This is a genomic window from Actinopolymorpha sp. B9G3, from assembly GCF_040120725.1.
Taxonomy (GTDB): domain Bacteria; phylum Actinomycetota; class Actinomycetes; order Propionibacteriales; family Actinopolymorphaceae; genus Thermasporomyces.
In genome coordinates this window covers 101,591-116,994 of record NZ_JBEEAB010000016.1, presented here as the reverse complement: position 1 = coordinate 116,994, position 15,404 = coordinate 101,591, and the positions used below count along the sequence as shown (strand labels likewise).

Below are 15,404 nucleotides of genomic sequence, written 5' to 3'. Positions count from 1 at the left end.
CCGGACCGTGGCCACAGTAGGCTCCCCAGATGGACGTCGGCTCCGAATCGACCCGGCTCATCGTGCTGCGCGGCAATTCAGGCTCGGGCAAGAGCACCGCGGCCCAAGCCATCCGCGAGGCGTACGGACGTGGACTTGCGTGGGTCTGCCAGGACATCATCCGCCGCACCATCCTGCGCGAACACGACTATCCCGGGATGGCGAACATCGGCCTCATCGAGCAGACGGCGCGCTATGCACTCGACCATGGCTACCACGTCGTCCTGGAAGGAATCCTGTACGCCGACAGGTACGAGTCGATGCTCGCCCGCCTGCACCGGGACCACCGCGGCCCTACGTACTTCTACTACTTCGACGTTTCCTTAGCCGAGACGGTACGCCGCCATGCCACGCGACCACAGGCGACCGCGTTCACGCCGGCCGACATGGAGAGCTGGTACCGACAGCAGGACTGCCTGACGTTCGTGACCGAACGCCTCATCGACGAGTCCAGCTCACTCGACGATACGGTCGACAGAATCCTTTCCGACACCGGCCTGCTGGACTCTCCCCACATCACCGAGATCCAGATGGAGAAGGTCGAGCGGGCTCCCACCCGCCACGAACGCCTCACCAGGGTTCCCTGGGACCACTCGTACCAGGACGCTTCCCCGCCGTGGGACTCCGGCCGCCCGCAGTCGGCGTTCCTCCAGCTCGCCGAACACGCGGGAGCCGTTCATGGTCGCGTTCTCGACGCGGGTTGCGGCACTGGCGAGAACGCGCTGGCGTTCGCCGCGGCGGGTTTCGAGGCCTGGGGCGTCGATGTCGCTCCCACCGCCATCGAAATCGCTTGCCGCAAGGCCAGCGAACGAAACCTGACGGTGACCTTCAAAGTCGAGGACGCCCTGCAACTGCAGCGACTGCAGCAGCGTTTCGACACAGTGCTCGACTCTGGGCTCTTCCATACCTTCGATGACGAGGAACGGGCCAGGTACGTCGACAGCCTCGGCACTGTGATTGAGCCGAACGGGACTGTTCACCTGCTGTGCTTCAGTGATGCGGTGGCCGGAGACGGCGGACCGCGCCGGATCAGCCGAGCCGAGATCTGTTCGGCGTTCGCCGACGGCTGGCATGTCGTCGACATCCGTGCGACCCGCTACGAGACCCGCTTTGGCGGTGACGGCTCACCGGCCTGGCTCGCCACGATCCGACGTGCGGACACGCTGTCGCCGCCAAGGGCCTAGAACGGCAGCCAGCCGGTGCGCTCATACCAGTGACCGCCGGAACGAAGGTGGGCGACGTAGGCGCGTTGCAGGGTGGTTTCCTGCGGGTAGTCGTCGAGGTCGGGGTAGGAGCGGCCGAACACGTACTCCGCGAGGTCCCCATCGGCCGGTGGTAGATCAGCTTCGGTGTGGACAGGTAGTAGGTGGAAGCGCCGTTGGAGCTGGACGATGTTGGAGCTCTCTGGCAGGTAGTCGGCGAGTTGGGGGTCCAACAGCCGGGATCCGCAGGTGAAGAACGTCACCGGTTCCTCAGGAAAGTGGCGGAAGAAGAATTCCCGTGCCTGGGTGAACGACTCATCGCACAAGCTCGGAGACAGCGGCCGGACCGGGGGAACGTGGACGGAGAGCGCGTATCCGCACGGGCCGTCGGACAACGAGATGGCCCCACGGTTGAACTCCAACTGTCCGAGTCTGTATTGCGCTCCTCGAAAGAGCAGCATTGCGCTTGTCCCGAACCCGAAGAGTCCGATGCCGCTGAGCCCGGTGACGGATCGGTGCTTCTGCATCACTGCCGCGAGCCCGGTCAGGCTGCTCCAGGACACGTCATCGGGAATCCCGCGCTCGGCGTGGTAGCGACGTACCTCGGGAAGAACGGCCAGATACATCCAGACAGGCACGTGCCGGCCTACCGGTCCGGTCTCCGGGGAGAACCGCACCGGCCATCCCGAGTGGCCCTCGATCGGTACAGCCTCGCCCATAGTGGCGAGTAGCGCGTGGTAGGCGCGGTCCAGCACCCACCACAGTGCGGGGTGCGTGTGCGGATCGGGGCGAGAGGCCAGCGTCTCGTCGCGGTCCTCCTCCTCGACGCCGAGGCGTTCCAACTGCTGCGCTGCCTCCGCATCGTCGGGCAACACCAGCCCGGGCGAGGTAGCTGGCCGGTCGATTCGCTCCAACCAGTTAACGGCCTCGGCAGGTAGGTCCAGTTCACGGACCAACGCCGCAAGGTCCACGTCGAAGGCAGAAGTCTCGGGCGGATTGACGGTCAGATCGCGGTCACAAGACACGTCAGGCAGGTCCTTCCGCTACTGGTCAGGCATGCGGATTCTGCTTGACGGCATACTGGCCGCCACGCCACGGATGTTTGCGATGACGCTACACCCCATCGCGGCAGGGTCGGGTCCGGTTGTGGACGTGGAGCGGTGTATCGCTGTCGCCGGTGTTACCGTGCTGGCCGCGGCATCGGTCCGTGGGCTGCTGGGGAGAGATGCCGAGATGCCAAGGGAGCAAGCATCCAAGGCTGAGGGACATGACCGCCTGGAGCTTGAGTTCAGTGGCGAGATCTTTCAGTGGCGCGGGCCCGCGCCGTACTACTTCGTCAGGGTGCCCGAGGAGGAGAGCCTCGAGCTGAAGATGGTGTCCTCTGGCACCTACTACCGGGGCATGATCCGGGTTCGGGCGCGTATCGGTGAGACGGAGTGGGCGACATCGTTGTGGCCCAAGGACGGGCGTTACGTCCTCCCGATACGAGACTCGGTGCGCAAGCCCAGGGGGCTCGCCGACGGGGACACCGTCACGATCCATCTCACCGCCGCTGCACCAGCGCTGCAGAAAAGTCAGGATCCCGCTCGGGCGCCTTCTGATCAAGCCAATCGAAAAGCACATCGGGTAGCCGGGCGACGCGAACCCCGTAGCGGAGACGATCAACGGACTGGGCGCCGCGGACCAGGCGTCGCAAAGGCTCGCAGCAGGCCACAGGTCACCGACGATCAGCTCCGGATCGTCCCAGCGAACGAGGCAACCTGGGAAGACTTGCAAGCGATCTTCGGCGTACGCGGCTCTTCGTCCATCTGCTGGTGCCAGCGGTACAAGATGCAGCCCAGAGAGCGTTGTATCGCCACGGTTGGAGCCGCCGAGCTCGCCCCCCGGCTCCGAGAGCAGACCGCCTGCGGGCAGCCGGAGTCGGCTCAGACGACCGGCCTGGTCGCCTACCTCGACGGTGAGCCGGTCGGCTGGTGCGCGGTGGACCCGCGATCTGCTAACCCGCGCCTGTTGAGCCAATGTCCCACACCGTGGGTCGGTCGGACCGAGGACAAGAGCGATGCCAGCGTGTGGGCGGTGACCTGCATCCTTACCCGGGCCGGTTTTCGGCGCCGCGGTATCAGCCGAGCACTCGCCCGGGCCGCCGTCGACTTCGCCCGACAACGCGGCGCCCGTGCCCTGGAGGCCTATCCCCACACCAGCGAGGTCGGGCACTTCGGCACTCCCAGCGTCTTCGCCGCCGCCGGCTTGGTCGAGGTGAGCAGGCCCACCCTCAGGCGCATCGTCATGCGCATCGATTTCTAGCTGCGTTCGGATCAGTCCCGCCTCCGCGAATCTAGGAGACACGGCCTGGCCGCTTAAAAGCACTGCGCCCGGTTCACCGGCGAACGTTACGATCGGCCGATGGCCGGATATGAGCCCGTGGATCTTCATCCGTACTGCAACGCAGGTGTCGACGTTCTCGGCGACCCTGCTGACGATGCCCCGCTCGGTCGCGTGCAGCTTCGTGGGCTGCCGTTCCAGGTCGGCGGCGACGACCCGGCGGCACAGCGGTGCTTCATCGCGCCCCAGCCGCAGACGCCGGTGTCGATCGCTGTCGGCCAACAGGCCAGCCGCGTGATCGTCGCCCATCGCCTGCTCGAGCCCACGAGGCCTGCCGGGCACGGAGTCGGTACGCAGGTCGCCGACTACGCCTTCCACCTCGCCGGCGGCGAAGTCGTCACCGTGCCCATCCGGGAGCGGTTCGAGATCCAGGTCGTCCCGACCGAGTGGGGCCGGGACGCGTTCCTCGCGGTCTCGGACACCCCCGACGGCAACGAGCCGCGTTTCGAGGGCCGCTGGGACGGCGCCGGCTACCGTCTCACCGAGCACCACAAGGGATGGGTCAAGGCGTACTGGCTGTGGTGTTGGGAGAACCCGCACCCCGAGAAGACCATCGAGCGGATCGAGCTCATCCCGCGCGGCCCGGCGTTCCTCGTGGCGGCACTCACGCTCAGCCAGGCCGACGAGCATCCGTTCGTCAACGGGCCTGCGAGGCCGGTGCGGCTCGAGGTCACCGATCCCGACCTTGCCGCCCGCGACGACGTGCTCAGCATCGAGGTCGACCGCGGTGTCGCGACCTATCCGCAGCCGCTGCCGACGACTGTCGACGACCGGCCGGGCTACGGCGCGGCCAACGCACCGCCACCCGCCAGCCCCGCCTACGCGGGCGTCGCGGCGATCCCGTCGGCCACCCTCGTCCTGCGGCAGCGGGACGAGGATCTCGGCCAGGTCACCTGGGGTGATGTCGAACGCGACGGGCACGCCGACACGGGGCGGGTACGGGTCGAGCTGGCCGACTCCGGCCGCAACTGGGTGCACGTCACGGTGCTCGACGACGCCACCGGCAAGCAGGTGCCGTGCCGGGTGCATTTCCGTTCCCCCGAAGGGATTCCGTACCAACCGCACGGCCACCACAACCACGTCGCGCAGAACCTCAACAGCTGGCACTACGACGTCGGCGGCGATGTCCGGATGGGCCAGTCCACCTACGCCTACATCGACGGAAAGTGCCAGGGATGGCTGCCACGGGGCGAGGTCGTCGTCGACGTGGCCCGGGGGTTCGAGTACGCGCCGCTGCGCGAGACGGTACGCATCGAACCCGGCCAGCGGGAGCTGACCCTGCGGCTCAACCGGGTCACCGACATGGCCGCGAACGGCTGGTGGTCCGGCGACTCCCACGTCCACTTCCTGTCCACGGCCGGCGCGCAGCTGGAACAGCTCGGCGAGGACCTGCGCGTCGTCAACCTGCTGCAGTCCCAGTGGGGTGCACTGTTCACGAGCACCGAGGAGTTCACCGGCCGCCCGAGCGGCGTGGGCGGGGTGCATGGCGGCGACTACCTCACCTACGTCGGCCAGGAGAATCGCCAGCACGCCCTTGGTCACATGGTCCTGTGGGGGTTGAAGGAACCCGTCATGCCGTGGTGCAGCGACGGTCCCGACGAGGCGGAGCTGGGCGGTGCGCTCGACACCAACCTCAGCGACTGGGCCGACCGTACCCACGCGCAGGGTGGCACGGTTGTCGCCGCGCACTTCCCCAACCCCAACGGCGAACCCGCCGTGCTCGTCGCCACCGGACGCGCCGACGCGGTGGAGATGCTCGCCCAGGGTGAGGACAACCTGCGCGAGTACTACCGCTACCTCAACTCCGGCTACCGCCTCCCGCTCGTGGGTGGTACGGACAAGATGTCCAGCGCCGTGCCGGTCGGGCTCTACCGCACGTACGCCCGGCTCGACGGCAACCAGGAGTTCAGCTACGACGCGTGGTGCGCGGCAGTCCGGGCAGGGCGGACCTTCCTGTCCGGCGGGCCGTTGCTGGATCTCCGGGTCGACGGCCGGCAGCCGGGCGACATGGTGGAGCTGTCCGGGCCAGGGACGGTCACCGTCGAGGCACAGGTCACCAGCATCTTTCCCCTGCGTACGTTGGAGATCGTGTGCAACGGCGAGGTCGTCGGCACGGCCACGCCCGACTCGACTGGCGACAGCGGCGACCGCCGGCTCTCCCTCACCCAGGACGTACGCATCGACGGCAGCGCCTGGATCGCCGCCCGGGCGTTCGGCACCCAGACGCATCTGGACGAATGGGGGCGGCAGGTCTTCGCCCACACCTCGCCGGTCTACCTCGCCAGCGGTGGACCGTGGGGAATGGCCGATCCGGAAGGCCTGCACTACATGCGCACGCTCGTCGAGGGCGCGCGGGAGTACGTACGCCACACGGCTCCGCGCCGGGCCGACCACCTCACGACCCACCACCACGGCGAGGCGGATCACCTGGCCTGGCTGCAACGCCCCTTCGACGAGGCACTTCGCGCCCTCGACGCCCGCCGCTGAGCTAGCTGTATGTCTGGGTTCGTCAAGCGGCGGGATCCTCCGGTGCCGGGGTCGATTCCCGACGCGCTCCAGGTGTTCGAGGCGGAGGTGCGGTTCTACCGGGAGGTCGCGCCCGTGGTCGGCGTGCGCACCCCCGCCTGCTTCGAGGCGGAGGCGGGTCCCGCCGGCACCCGGCTCGTCCTCGAGGACCTGTCGACGTGGCGGCAGGGCGCCGACCCCGCTGTTGCCGCTCGCGTCCTCGCCGGCCTTCACCGACGCTTCGAGAACGAAGCCGCCGGTCAGTGGCCGTGGCTGCGCCGGAGCGGCGCTGGTGGTGATCTGGTCGGCCAGCTCTACGACCGTACCTGGCCGATCCTCGCCGCCCGTCGCGACGTCACGGCGCGTGCTCGTGACCAGGGCGAGCGGCTCGTCGGAGCCGTGCCGGAGCTGGCGCGCGCCGGATCCGCCGCCGGACCGCTCACCCTGGTCCATGGGGACGCGTCGCTGCGCAACATGCGGACGGGACCCGACGGCACCCTCGCACTCCTCGACTGGGAGGACGTGAGCCTCGCCCCCGGCGTCACCGACCTCGCGTGGCTGCTGGTCTCGTCCGTGCCGCCGCCGCGCTGGCCCGACGTGTTCGCGGCGTACGGCGACTGCGCCGGCCTCGACCTCGTGCTCGCCGCGGCCGTTTCGCAGGCGTTCCTCAGCCTCGCGGACACGCCGGAAGGTTCACCCGACGCGCGGGAATGGATCGCCCGCATCGAGGCGGCTGTCGCGCGGCTGACCTGAGCGCCAGCCGGGCGACTTGTTGGAGGTTGGTCGACTTAAGAAGGCGACGAACCTCCAACAGTTCGAGCGGTGGCAGGCGACGATCCCTACCAGGGCAGGGGATCTGCGGCGTGCGTACGACCGAGGTCGCGGATCGCGTCCAGCGTCTCGGACGGTAGCTGCACCTTCGCCGCGGCGGTGTAGTCGAGGCGACCGGTGGTGCGCCTACGCCGCGGCCTTCCAGTCGACGAGCTGGACGATGACGCCATTGGGGTCGCGTACCTGGAAGGCCCGCTCGCCCCACTCCTCCACGGTCAGCGGCATCGTGATCGTGACCCCCTCCGCCTCCAGCCGTGCCAGCTCGCCTTCGAGATCGTCGACGACGAAGGCGAGGATCAGCCCGGACGCGTGGTCGTTGCGCTGGTCCTCCGGCAGCGACTCGAGCCCGCGCCGCAGGAAGACCACGTTCATCCCGGCGTCGTCGCGGGTCAGTGACGCGAACCCGTCCGCCGCCAGCTCCTCGCGGAAGCCGAAGTGGGTGGCCAGGAACTCGGCGGAGGCCGCCACGTCGTCGACGTTGAGCGACACTGCGGACGAAGTGATCTTCATAGAGCCCTCCAGGAGCGATAGAGTCGAGGCAACAATGCCGTACGCCGTACATTGTACGTCGTACGGAGTAATCTGACGAACGCCGACCCGGAAGGTCCGACATGTCCAGTGACCGCAGCAGCGCAGGCGACCCGGCACGCACCCTCGAACTGCTGTGGCGCGACCGGGGCGCGGCGGCGGGTGGGCAGCGAGGACCACGCCAGGGTCTGACCGTGGACCAGATCGTCACGGTCGCGATCGATCTCGCCGATGCCGAGGGCCTACCGGCGGTGACGATGCGCCGGGTCGCGCAGGAGCTCGGGAGGGCTCCGATGTCGCTCTATACGTACGTTCCCGGCAAGGGAGAGCTCGTCGACCTCATGCTCGACACGATCTACGCCCAGATGCCACGCACGACCCTGCCGGCGAACGCGGCGTGGCGGCGACGGGTCGAGGCGGTGGCGGGCGACAACCGGGCGATGTACGAACAGCACCCCTGGATGGCCACCGTCTCCACCAGCAGACCCACGCTGGGGCCGGGCGCGATCGCGAAGTACGAGCACGAGCTGAGCGCGTTCGACGGTGTGGGCCTCGACGACGTGGACACCGATGCGGCGCTGACCTTCGTGTTGAGCTTCGTCCAGGCATCCGCGCGTTCCGCCGCCGACGTTGCCGCGGCTCGTCGCGACTCCGACCTGACCGATGAGCAGTGGTGGGAGGCGAACGCACCGCTGCTGGAGCGGGTGTTCGACGAGGCGAAGTACCCTCGCGCGGTCCGCGTGGGCGCCGCGGCCGGTGCGGCTCACGGTGCGGCGTACAGCCCTTCCCATGCGTACGACTTCGGACTGCAACGCGTGCTTGACGGCCTCGCCGCCCTCGTCGACGACCGCCGCAGCACTCTCGAAGGCTAAAAGGGATCGACGCGGGCGATCAAAGAGACCTAGCTTCTCCCTGTGTCGACGCCACCAGAGCAGGTCCTTCGCTGGGCGGCCAACGCCGTGGGCGCGGGGGCCGTCGTCGAAAGCAGCCGCAGCCTGCGAGCTGGCGACGACGGTCCATGGCTTCTCCGCCTCACCGACGGCCGGACGACCATCGACGCTGTACTCAAGACCGGGCCGCCGGAATGGCATGAGCTCCGCACGGAAGGAACGGCACTCGCGTGGGCGGAGCAGCACCGGCTTCCCACGCCACGCCTGCTCGCCTTCGAAAAGGAAGCAGCCGCTGGGTTTCTGGCCATATTGACCGCCGTACTCCCTGGCAGCACAAGGATTCCGCGAGTGGCGACACCTCAACGCCTCCGCGCCCTCGGCGCCGCCGCCGCAGCGGTCCACTCCGTACCGCTTGCCCCACGGCCCGATCTTCCGCTGCGTACCCACCACATGCCGTGGGTCGACCGCGCCGCGGAACGTCGATGGGCGCGGAGATACCAGCAGACGACCGACGCACAGGAGCGCGACGCCATCGTGGCGGAGTGGCGCAACGTGGGGCTGGCCCCATCTCAGGACGAGGCCCACACCGTGCTGCGGGAGACCCGATCGACGCCGTTGCTCGACGAGGCGGACGATCGTCTGCAGGACATGACACCACCACGCGGCGAAACCGTCTTCGTCCATGGCGACCTCTGGCACGCCAACACGATGTGGGACGGCGATTCGTACGTCGGGATGATCGACTGGGACGCCGCTGGTGCCGGCCACTACGGAGTCGACCTGGGCTCACTGCGCTGGGATGCGGCCATTCTCTTCGGACCGAACGCACCCGGTGAGATCCTCACCGGCTGGGAAGAGGCCAGCGGCCGCAAGGCGGAGAACGTCGCCTACTGGGACATCACCGCCGCCCTGAACACCGACGTCGAACTCGACAGCTTCGTCGAGATCATCCACGCAGAAGGGCGTCCGGACCTCGACGCGGCAACATTGACCGAGCGTCGCGACGGCTTCATCCGGACAGCGCTCGATCGACTCGGCCACGACTGATCATTTTGTGCCAGCATTGGTTGAATGGGCGGCTCACGAAGGCGGACTCGCGAGCAGGAGGTGGCGGAGTTCCGCGACGCGCTGACAGATTCCGACTCCCAGGTACGCCTCAATGCTGCGGTCCGACTCGCCTACCTCGACTGCGCCGACGGCCTCGCCGAGCTCGTCACGGGCCTGTCCCATCCCGAGGGCGCGATCCGGCTGGTCCAGGTCCCCGAAGCCCTGTCGCTGCTGGGCGAACCCGGACTCTCCAAAGCTCGGCGACTGCTCAGAGACCGCGGTCCGGTGCGGCTCGCCGCTGCCAAGACACTGACGTACGCCGGTGCGTTCGACGGCGTGGTCGAGGTCATCATCGACTCACTGCACGATGCGGATCGTACGACCAGAACCGAGGCCGCCTCGCTCGTCGGCGAACTCGGACCACCTGCGGTCGACGCGTTCGACGCCCTCACGGCGGCATTCCGCGACCAAGGCGAGGAGCTGGCGATCGCTCTGCCGGCGTTGGCCTCCGCCGGTAGGCAACGGGCGCTCCCGATCCTTCGTCAGGCCCTCGGGCACGACACGTCGCCGTCGCCGGTGAGGACCTCCGCGATGCGGGCGCTGGCCAGTCTCGGTACCCGTGCCGCCGACACTCACCCGATGGTGGCGTCGGCCCTCGACGACCACTCGGCCCCGCTGCGGGAACGCCTCACCGCGGCCCACACCCTGACCCGCATCGGCCCTTCGGGCGAGGCGGTGGCCGCGACCATCGGAACGACGCTGCCGCAGGCGGACCGCTGGCTGCGGATCGGCCTCCTGCGGGCTCTTTCCCACATCGCTCCCGGCTACCCGCGGCGGCCGGAGGCCAGCCAGGAGTGGCCGTGGTGGGAGTCGCGCTCCGTCCACACACCACGGCCACAACGGGTCGAGCCGGTCGGGCGAGCCTGTGCCGATCTCCTTGGCACATTGGTCGCACACCTCGACCACGACGATTCAGACGTACGCCGGAATGCCGCCCTGGCGATGGCATTCTTCGGCCGGTTCGGGCGTACGGTCGCAGGCGACGTTCGGGCGGCACCTCGACTGCCGGAACCGTTGCGCGGCGACCTGCTGCGCCGGCTCTTGCCGCGTGCTTTCCACGAGTCCGTGAGACCGTCACCGTTGCAGTCCGGCCGCTACGCCCACCTCGATCCGGCCGCTTGGCAGTGGGGCCTGTATTTCGCGCAACCCGACGTCGACCTCGACGCCATCGCCGCCGACTGTGAACGCCAATGGGCACAGGCCGACGGCGGCGATCTCGACTACCAGCTCGCGGTACCGAAGTGGCAGTTCCTGCACTACCTGGTCGAGCGGCACGGTGTGGTGCTGCACGGTTCGGCGACACCCGGCATCGACGTGCTGCATCCACGCAGTCGCAGTTGGGGTGGCGGTCGTACGTCAGGCCAGCCTGGTGTCTTCGCGGTGGACCATGCCCTGATGGCGATGTACTTCGGGATCGTCGACCGGTCGAAGGTTTCGTCCATGAGCAACGGCGTGTGGTGGGGCAGGAACCCCGACGGAACGCCGCGCCGGTGCTTCTCCCTGGCCGTGGAGTACGCCGGACTAGCCGCGCGGCCGTTCGTGGATGCGACGTTGTACGTGCTGCCCTCCGACACGTTCACGATGATGGGTGAGCTGACGAGTCTGGTGCCGGTGAAGCCGCTGGCTCGGCTCGCGGTCGCCCAGGAGGACTATCCGCTCCTCGAGGACGTGTGGGGAAACGACATCGGACCACTCGCGTCGCAGTTCGGCGGGCGGTTCGCGTTTCTCCGGGACGTCGGGGCCTTTCCTGCCAAGCGTTTTGTGCCCTCCGGATCGAACTGAGGCATCGGTCAGAGCAACCTGTGTGTGCGCATTCTCGCCGCGGGTCCGCCCGGGACGCGGTCACCTGTCGGCGGACCCGTCAAGCGTGATCGTGGCAACGTCGAAGACGTGGACGACGCCAAGCTGGGCCGCGAGCCGACGCGACGCGTCGTTTCCGTGGAGATGGCTGTAGAAAGCGACCTTGCCCGCCGACATGACCTCCGCAGCCCAGGCGTGGGCGACCCGACGCCCATGTCCCTGGCGCTGGAATGCCGGGTCGGTTCTCACCCACAGCTCAGCGGCGTCGCTGTTGCTGCGTGCCGAGCTGGCCCACGACACCGCGCGCCCGTCGACCACACACGCGTACTCCTCCGCGCCCGTCCGCACGACGTCCGGATGCTGGCGTTCCGTCTCTGGAAAGACGTACGTATGAAAGCACCCCACGGCGGTGGGCCGCCCTCCCGCGACCGTTTGCGCGGCCAGTTCTGTGTCGAGGAAGAACAATCCAGGCTCGAGCAACGACGTACGGGCGATCAGGTCGTCGTCGGCGTCCTCGCAGAAGACGACCTGGTCACCATCGACGAAGCGCACAACGGAGCAGGTGGCGATCCCGTCGGGGTTGTCACCAGGGACCCGCACGATCCGGCCAGTGTCGTTCACGGCCTTGCACTCCAGCCGCAGTTGGACCGACCAGAGGATCCGCGGATCAGTGGGCAGCATGTCTTCGTCTATCAGCTAGGCGCGACCTGTGGCCAAGCAATTTGCGCCTGATCTCCCGTGACCTTGACAGGGAGAAGGCGACCACTACTATCGGAACATGCCTTCCGAGAAGGGTCGTTCCGACGATGCCCACGACAACGGTGGCACCGATCCCCGGGCGTTGCGAGCCGTCGCGCATCCGGTCCGCCTGGACCTGCTCTACCTGCTGCGCCGCGAAGGACCGCTCACGGCGAGCCGCTGCGCTGAGTTCCTGGGCCTCACGCCGAAGGTGTGTTCGTACCACCTGAATCTCCTCGGGAAGTACGGACTGACCGAGGAGACCGGCGAAGGCAAGGGGCGCGCCAGACCGTGGCGGCTGCGGCCAACCGGCCTGTCCTACGTCCACCGACCCGGCGAGGGCAGGGCGGCCGCCAGCGCGGCGGACGAGTTCGCCCGGACCTTGCTCGCCCGCGACGCCCAACAGGTCGAGGCGTTCATCGAAGGGCGGCACGCACTCCCGAGCGCCTGGCGCAATGTCGCCACCATGTCCAGCAACCCGTTGCGCCTCACGCGGCAGCAACTCGCGGCGCTCGGTGCCGAGCTGTTCGAGGTCCTGGAGCGCTACACCCAGCTCAGCGGGTCACCCGAAGCCGGTGCCCATCCCGTGCATGTCGCGATGTACGCCGTACCCGTCGATCTCACCGAGCTTGCCTGAGTAGTCGACCTGACCTTCGAACTCACCTGGGCGGGAGCAGTCGATCATGTCGAAAACCGCGCCGGAAAGGCCGGGCCGACTGCTCGGTGCGAATCGCGACTTCACCCTGCTGTGGTCCGGCCAGTCGGTGGCCGCGCTCGGATCCACCTCGTGCATGGTGGCCTATCCCCTGCTGATCCTCGACGTGACGCATTCCCCTGCGCAGGTGGGACTCGTCATGGCGGTCGGAGTCATTGCCCGCCTTGTCGTCGGCCTGCCGGCGGGTGTGTTCGTCGACCGGTGCGACAAGCGTCGGCTCATGCTCGCGTGCGGTGCCGGCCAGCTCGTGACCCAGGCGATCCTCGTGTCCGCCGTCGCCGGTCACTGGGTGAGCATCGGCTTGGTGCTCGCCGTGGAAATCGTCGGCGCCACCCTCGCCACCTTCTTCGGCATCGCCGAGGAGACCGCAGTACGTCAGGTCGTACGCACCGACCAACTTCCCCTTGCCCTGGCCCGAAGTGAAGCTCGGGGCGCCGCCGCAGTGCTCGCGGGTCCCCCGCTGGGTGGTCTGCTGTTCGCGCTCGCGCCAGTGTTCCCATTTGCCGCCAACGCGGCGTCGTCGCTCGTGTCGCTCGCCTGCATTGCGTTCATCCGTACGCCGATGCCGTCCACGCTGACAGCTCGGGCGGCGACGGTCGGCTGGTGGAGCGTGGGAGGTCGGGAACTGGTCAGCGGCCTGCGATGGATCTGGCACCAGCCGTTCCTTCGCGTCACCCTGCTGCTGATCTCCGGAAACAACCTGGTCTCGAACGCTCTGTCGATCATCGCCATCGTGGTCTCCGGCCAGCGCGGAGACTCCGCCGCGACCACGGGCCTGTTGATGACGTTCGCCGGCGTCGGCACCCTCGCTGGTGCGCTGTTCGCGCCACGCCTCGTGCAACGGCTGAGCGTGCGGACGATCCTCGTCGCGAACCGATGCCTGTGGGCCGCACTCATCCCGTTGTTTCTCGTGGTCGACAGTACGTATGTGATCGGCGCGCTCTTCGCGGTGATGTTCGCGATGGGCCCGACCGGCAGCACAGCCGTCACCACTCACCAGATGGGCGTGACGCCGCCAGAGCTGCAAGGGCGCGCGAGCAGTGCCCGTGGCTTCTTCACCAGCCTGGCCGCTCCGATTGGGCTCGGCCTTGCGGGATTCAGCCTTGGGCACTTCGGGCTGGTGGTGTCCGTGCTTTCCCTGACGGCGTGGGTGATTCTCATGGCTGTCATCGCCACCGTTAGCCGCGCCATCCGATCACCGTCGGCCGCCCAGCGATCGTCGGGCAAAACGCGATAGCCTGCTGAGGACAACTGACCGTACCGGGTAAACCAAGAGATAGCTCACGGCTTCCTCCGGGAAGATCGTGAACGTAGCGCAAGCGGCCTTCGGCCTAGCGCGCTTGGGAGCCACGGTCCTCTCCGCGTCCATGCTCGTGCTGGATCGTGGAGACGGATCGCTGCTCCCGGCGTGTTCTCTAGGAGCCGTCCATGTCCGCGCCAGTACCGCCATCCGCAGCAGCCCTGCCCTCCCCATCGATCCAGCCTTCGCGTTATCTCGACCGGTTCGTTCGTACGACGGTGGGAGCGAGGCTCGCCAAGTCCCGGGTCTTCCCGAACGCCAAGGAGGTAACGGAAAGCTACGCGGCGAGAGCGGCGGCTCTCCGTTTCCGGGCGGAGTTCCCGCCCGCGGATCCTCACATTCTCCTCATCGCCGTCGCCGACGGGTCGACCCCACGAACGGCGGCCACCTTCGCTCTGCACACCGCATGGGAATGTCACTCCGTCGACCCCCGGTTGAGAAGCTCCAGGCGCTGGGCGGAGATACCGCGACTGACGCTTCATCCGCAGCGGATCGAGACCTGCCGGTTCTCGGCCCCGCGCGCCGTCGTGGTTGCCGTTCACTCCCATGTCAGCCTGGCGTCGTCCTTGGCAAGCGTGTTCGCTGAGGACCTGCTGGTGATCGCCATGCCATGCTGCCTGCCGATCGACCTCAACGAGCCAGTGGATCTGAGTTTCGACGACGCGCACGTTCTGTCTGCCCGGCGTACGATCCACGTCTGGTCACTACCGCGCGGCCGACCGTGCGCGAGCGAAACCGTGGGAGCGGACATATGAGGGTGGAAACCTACGCCGAGCGCCCGCGCCGGCTCGCGCGCAAGCTCCGCCAGCCGGGCCACGTCGCCGCGTCGTGGACCGAGACGGTCGTCGGTCGGGATGACGTGGGTGAGTGGGCGGTCCTTCCGGCTGGAACACCGATCCATCGAGATTCCGGCACCATCCTGCGGTACCAGTCGGCGCAGGTCTTCTGCTATCCCCACCAGGGGTGGTGGGTCGCGCGTCTCGGCGGACCCGACGCCACGTTCCTTGCCTCTCGCGTGGACGGAACGGTCAAGAGCTTTGACAACCCGGCACCGGATCGCGTGGACGTTTCTACGCCGCACGTCGTTTCGCCAGCCGGCGTGGAGTTCGTCGACCTCGTCCTGGACGTCGTGCGCCATGCGGACGGCACTGTCGCGGTCCAGGATGAGCACGAGGTCGAACAGGAGGCGGCGGCGTGGTCGATTCCTGCCGACCACATCGAGCAGGCCTGGCGTTCCTGTACCGAGATCGTCGCGATGATGGAACGTGCCATGGCGCCTTTCGACGGATCCGCTGCGTACTGGCTCGACCAGTTTTCCGTCGGGTCCGGCAGTCCTGCGCGCCGTCGATAATCGGTACGCCGCTCAG

14 protein-coding genes and 1 pseudogene are annotated in these 15,404 nt (G+C 68.1%); 12 read left to right on the top strand and 3 right to left on the bottom strand.

Going from position 1 to position 15,404, the window contains the following annotated elements:
- Positions 1-29 precede the first annotated feature (29 nt).
- The gene (locus ABNF93_RS24810; RefSeq protein WP_349330573.1) at positions 30-1,223 is read left to right on the top strand and encodes a methyltransferase domain-containing protein; all 1,194 of its coding nucleotides are present in this window, start codon (positions 30-32) and stop codon (positions 1,221-1,223) included.
- Here the strand turns inward: ABNF93_RS24810 and ABNF93_RS24805 are convergent.
- On the bottom strand, positions 1,220-2,266 hold the full coding sequence (locus ABNF93_RS24805; RefSeq protein ID WP_349330572.1) for an acyltransferase domain-containing protein: 1,047 nt from the start codon (positions 2,264-2,266) through the stop codon (positions 1,220-1,222). The two genes, ABNF93_RS24810 and ABNF93_RS24805, sit on opposite strands and share 4 nt — an antisense overlap.
- Before the next feature lie 31 nt (positions 2,267-2,297).
- Here ABNF93_RS24805 and ABNF93_RS24800 point away from each other — a divergent pair.
- The 4 genes and pseudogenes from ABNF93_RS24800 to ABNF93_RS24785 form a co-directional block, all read left to right on the top strand.
- A pseudogene (locus ABNF93_RS24800) lies at positions 2,298-2,774 on the top strand (DUF1905 domain-containing protein); the annotation flags it as partial.
- 297 nt (positions 2,775-3,071) lie between these two features.
- On the top strand, positions 3,072-3,545 hold the full coding sequence (locus tag ABNF93_RS24795) for a GNAT family N-acetyltransferase (RefSeq protein WP_349330626.1): 474 nt from the start codon (positions 3,072-3,074) through the stop codon (positions 3,543-3,545).
- A gap of 99 nt (positions 3,546-3,644) precedes the next feature.
- Entirely contained in the window at positions 3,645-6,110 is a 2,466-nt protein-coding gene (locus ABNF93_RS24790) for a CehA/McbA family metallohydrolase (protein ID WP_349330571.1), read from the top strand.
- Positions 6,111-6,119: 9 nt separating this feature from the next.
- Positions 6,120-6,881: a phosphotransferase family protein gene (locus ABNF93_RS24785; RefSeq protein ID WP_349330570.1), complete on the top strand. Its 762-nt coding sequence runs from the start codon at positions 6,120-6,122 to the stop codon at positions 6,879-6,881.
- Between the two features lie 204 nt (positions 6,882-7,085).
- Here the strand turns inward: ABNF93_RS24785 and ABNF93_RS24780 are convergent, their stop codons facing one another.
- The gene (locus ABNF93_RS24780; protein WP_349330569.1) at positions 7,086-7,469 is read right to left on the bottom strand and encodes a VOC family protein; all 384 of its coding nucleotides are present in this window, start codon (positions 7,467-7,469) and stop codon (positions 7,086-7,088) included.
- Between the two features lie 101 nt (positions 7,470-7,570).
- Between ABNF93_RS24780 and ABNF93_RS24775 the strand changes: the two genes are divergently transcribed.
- From ABNF93_RS24775 to ABNF93_RS24765, 3 genes are read left to right on the top strand one after another with little or no spacing between them, the layout of a single operon-like run.
- The gene (locus ABNF93_RS24775) at positions 7,571-8,359 is read left to right on the top strand and encodes a TetR/AcrR family transcriptional regulator (RefSeq protein ID WP_349330568.1); all 789 of its coding nucleotides are present in this window, start codon (positions 7,571-7,573) and stop codon (positions 8,357-8,359) included.
- Positions 8,360-8,401: 42 nt separating this feature from the next.
- Positions 8,402-9,424 carry an aminoglycoside phosphotransferase family protein gene (locus ABNF93_RS24770; RefSeq protein ID WP_349330567.1) on the top strand — a complete coding sequence of 341 codons (1,023 nt, stop codon included), beginning with the start codon at positions 8,402-8,404 and terminating at the stop codon, positions 9,422-9,424.
- A gap of 24 nt (positions 9,425-9,448) precedes the next feature.
- Positions 9,449-11,266, top strand: coding sequence for a hypothetical protein (locus ABNF93_RS24765; RefSeq protein ID WP_349330566.1), 1,818 nt, complete (start codon positions 9,449-9,451; stop codon positions 11,264-11,266).
- A gap of 60 nt (positions 11,267-11,326) precedes the next feature.
- On the opposite strand, the gene ABNF93_RS24760 is transcribed toward ABNF93_RS24765, so the two are convergent.
- Positions 11,327-11,965, bottom strand: a complete 639-nt coding sequence (locus ABNF93_RS24760) for a GNAT family N-acetyltransferase (RefSeq protein ID WP_349330565.1) — start codon at positions 11,963-11,965, stop codon at positions 11,327-11,329.
- 97 nt (positions 11,966-12,062) lie between these two features.
- Here ABNF93_RS24760 and ABNF93_RS24755 point away from each other — a divergent pair, with 97 nt between their 5' ends.
- The 4 genes from ABNF93_RS24755 (at position 12,063) to ABNF93_RS24740 (ending at position 15,388) form a co-directional block, all read left to right on the top strand.
- Positions 12,063-12,659 carry a winged helix-turn-helix domain-containing protein gene (locus ABNF93_RS24755; RefSeq protein ID WP_349330564.1) on the top strand — a complete coding sequence of 199 codons (597 nt, stop codon included), beginning with the start codon at positions 12,063-12,065 and terminating at the stop codon, positions 12,657-12,659.
- Positions 12,660-12,705: 46 nt separating this feature from the next.
- Entirely contained in the window at positions 12,706-13,974 is a 1,269-nt protein-coding gene (locus ABNF93_RS24750; protein WP_349330563.1) for an MFS transporter, read from the top strand.
- A gap of 191 nt (positions 13,975-14,165) precedes the next feature.
- Positions 14,166-14,792 (top strand): hypothetical protein, encoded by a 627-nt coding sequence (locus tag ABNF93_RS24745; RefSeq protein WP_349330562.1) that lies wholly within the window; start codon positions 14,166-14,168, stop codon positions 14,790-14,792.
- Complete coding sequence (locus ABNF93_RS24740; RefSeq protein WP_349330561.1) at positions 14,789-15,388, top strand: ribonuclease FAU-1 family protein; 600 nt, start codon at positions 14,789-14,791, stop codon at positions 15,386-15,388. The genes ABNF93_RS24745 and ABNF93_RS24740 overlap by 4 nt, the downstream gene beginning before the upstream one ends.
- The last annotated feature ends 16 nt before the right edge of the window (positions 15,389-15,404 follow it).

What these genes read in the sequence shown, in the direction of transcription:
- ABNF93_RS24745 (WP_349330562.1), top strand. Translation starts at nt 14,166, where the DNA reads ATGTCCGCGCCAGTACCGCCATCCGCAGCAGCCCTGCCCTCCCCATCG.
- ABNF93_RS24810 (WP_349330573.1), top strand. Translation starts at nt 30, where the DNA reads ATGGACGTCGGCTCCGAATCGACCCGGCTCATCGTGCTGCGCGGCAAT.
- ABNF93_RS24795 (WP_349330626.1), top strand. Translation starts at nt 3,072, where the DNA reads ATGCAGCCCAGAGAGCGTTGTATCGCCACGGTTGGAGCCGCCGAGCTC.
- ABNF93_RS24750 (WP_349330563.1), top strand. Translation starts at nt 12,706, where the DNA reads ATGTCGAAAACCGCGCCGGAAAGGCCGGGCCGACTGCTCGGTGCGAAT.
- ABNF93_RS24790 (WP_349330571.1), top strand. Translation starts at nt 3,645, where the DNA reads ATGGCCGGATATGAGCCCGTGGATCTTCATCCGTACTGCAACGCAGGT.
- ABNF93_RS24760 (WP_349330565.1), bottom strand. Translation starts at nt 11,965, where the DNA reads ATGCTGCCCACTGATCCGCGGATCCTCTGGTCGGTCCAACTGCGGCTG.
- ABNF93_RS24740 (WP_349330561.1), top strand. Translation starts at nt 14,789, where the DNA reads ATGAGGGTGGAAACCTACGCCGAGCGCCCGCGCCGGCTCGCGCGCAAG.
- ABNF93_RS24785 (WP_349330570.1), top strand. Translation starts at nt 6,120, where the DNA reads ATGTCTGGGTTCGTCAAGCGGCGGGATCCTCCGGTGCCGGGGTCGATT.
- ABNF93_RS24780 (WP_349330569.1), bottom strand. Translation starts at nt 7,469, where the DNA reads ATGAAGATCACTTCGTCCGCAGTGTCGCTCAACGTCGACGACGTGGCG.
- ABNF93_RS24765 (WP_349330566.1), top strand. Translation starts at nt 9,449, where the DNA reads ATGGGCGGCTCACGAAGGCGGACTCGCGAGCAGGAGGTGGCGGAGTTC.
- ABNF93_RS24775 (WP_349330568.1), top strand. Translation starts at nt 7,571, where the DNA reads ATGTCCAGTGACCGCAGCAGCGCAGGCGACCCGGCACGCACCCTCGAA.
- ABNF93_RS24755 (WP_349330564.1), top strand. Translation starts at nt 12,063, where the DNA reads ATGCCTTCCGAGAAGGGTCGTTCCGACGATGCCCACGACAACGGTGGC.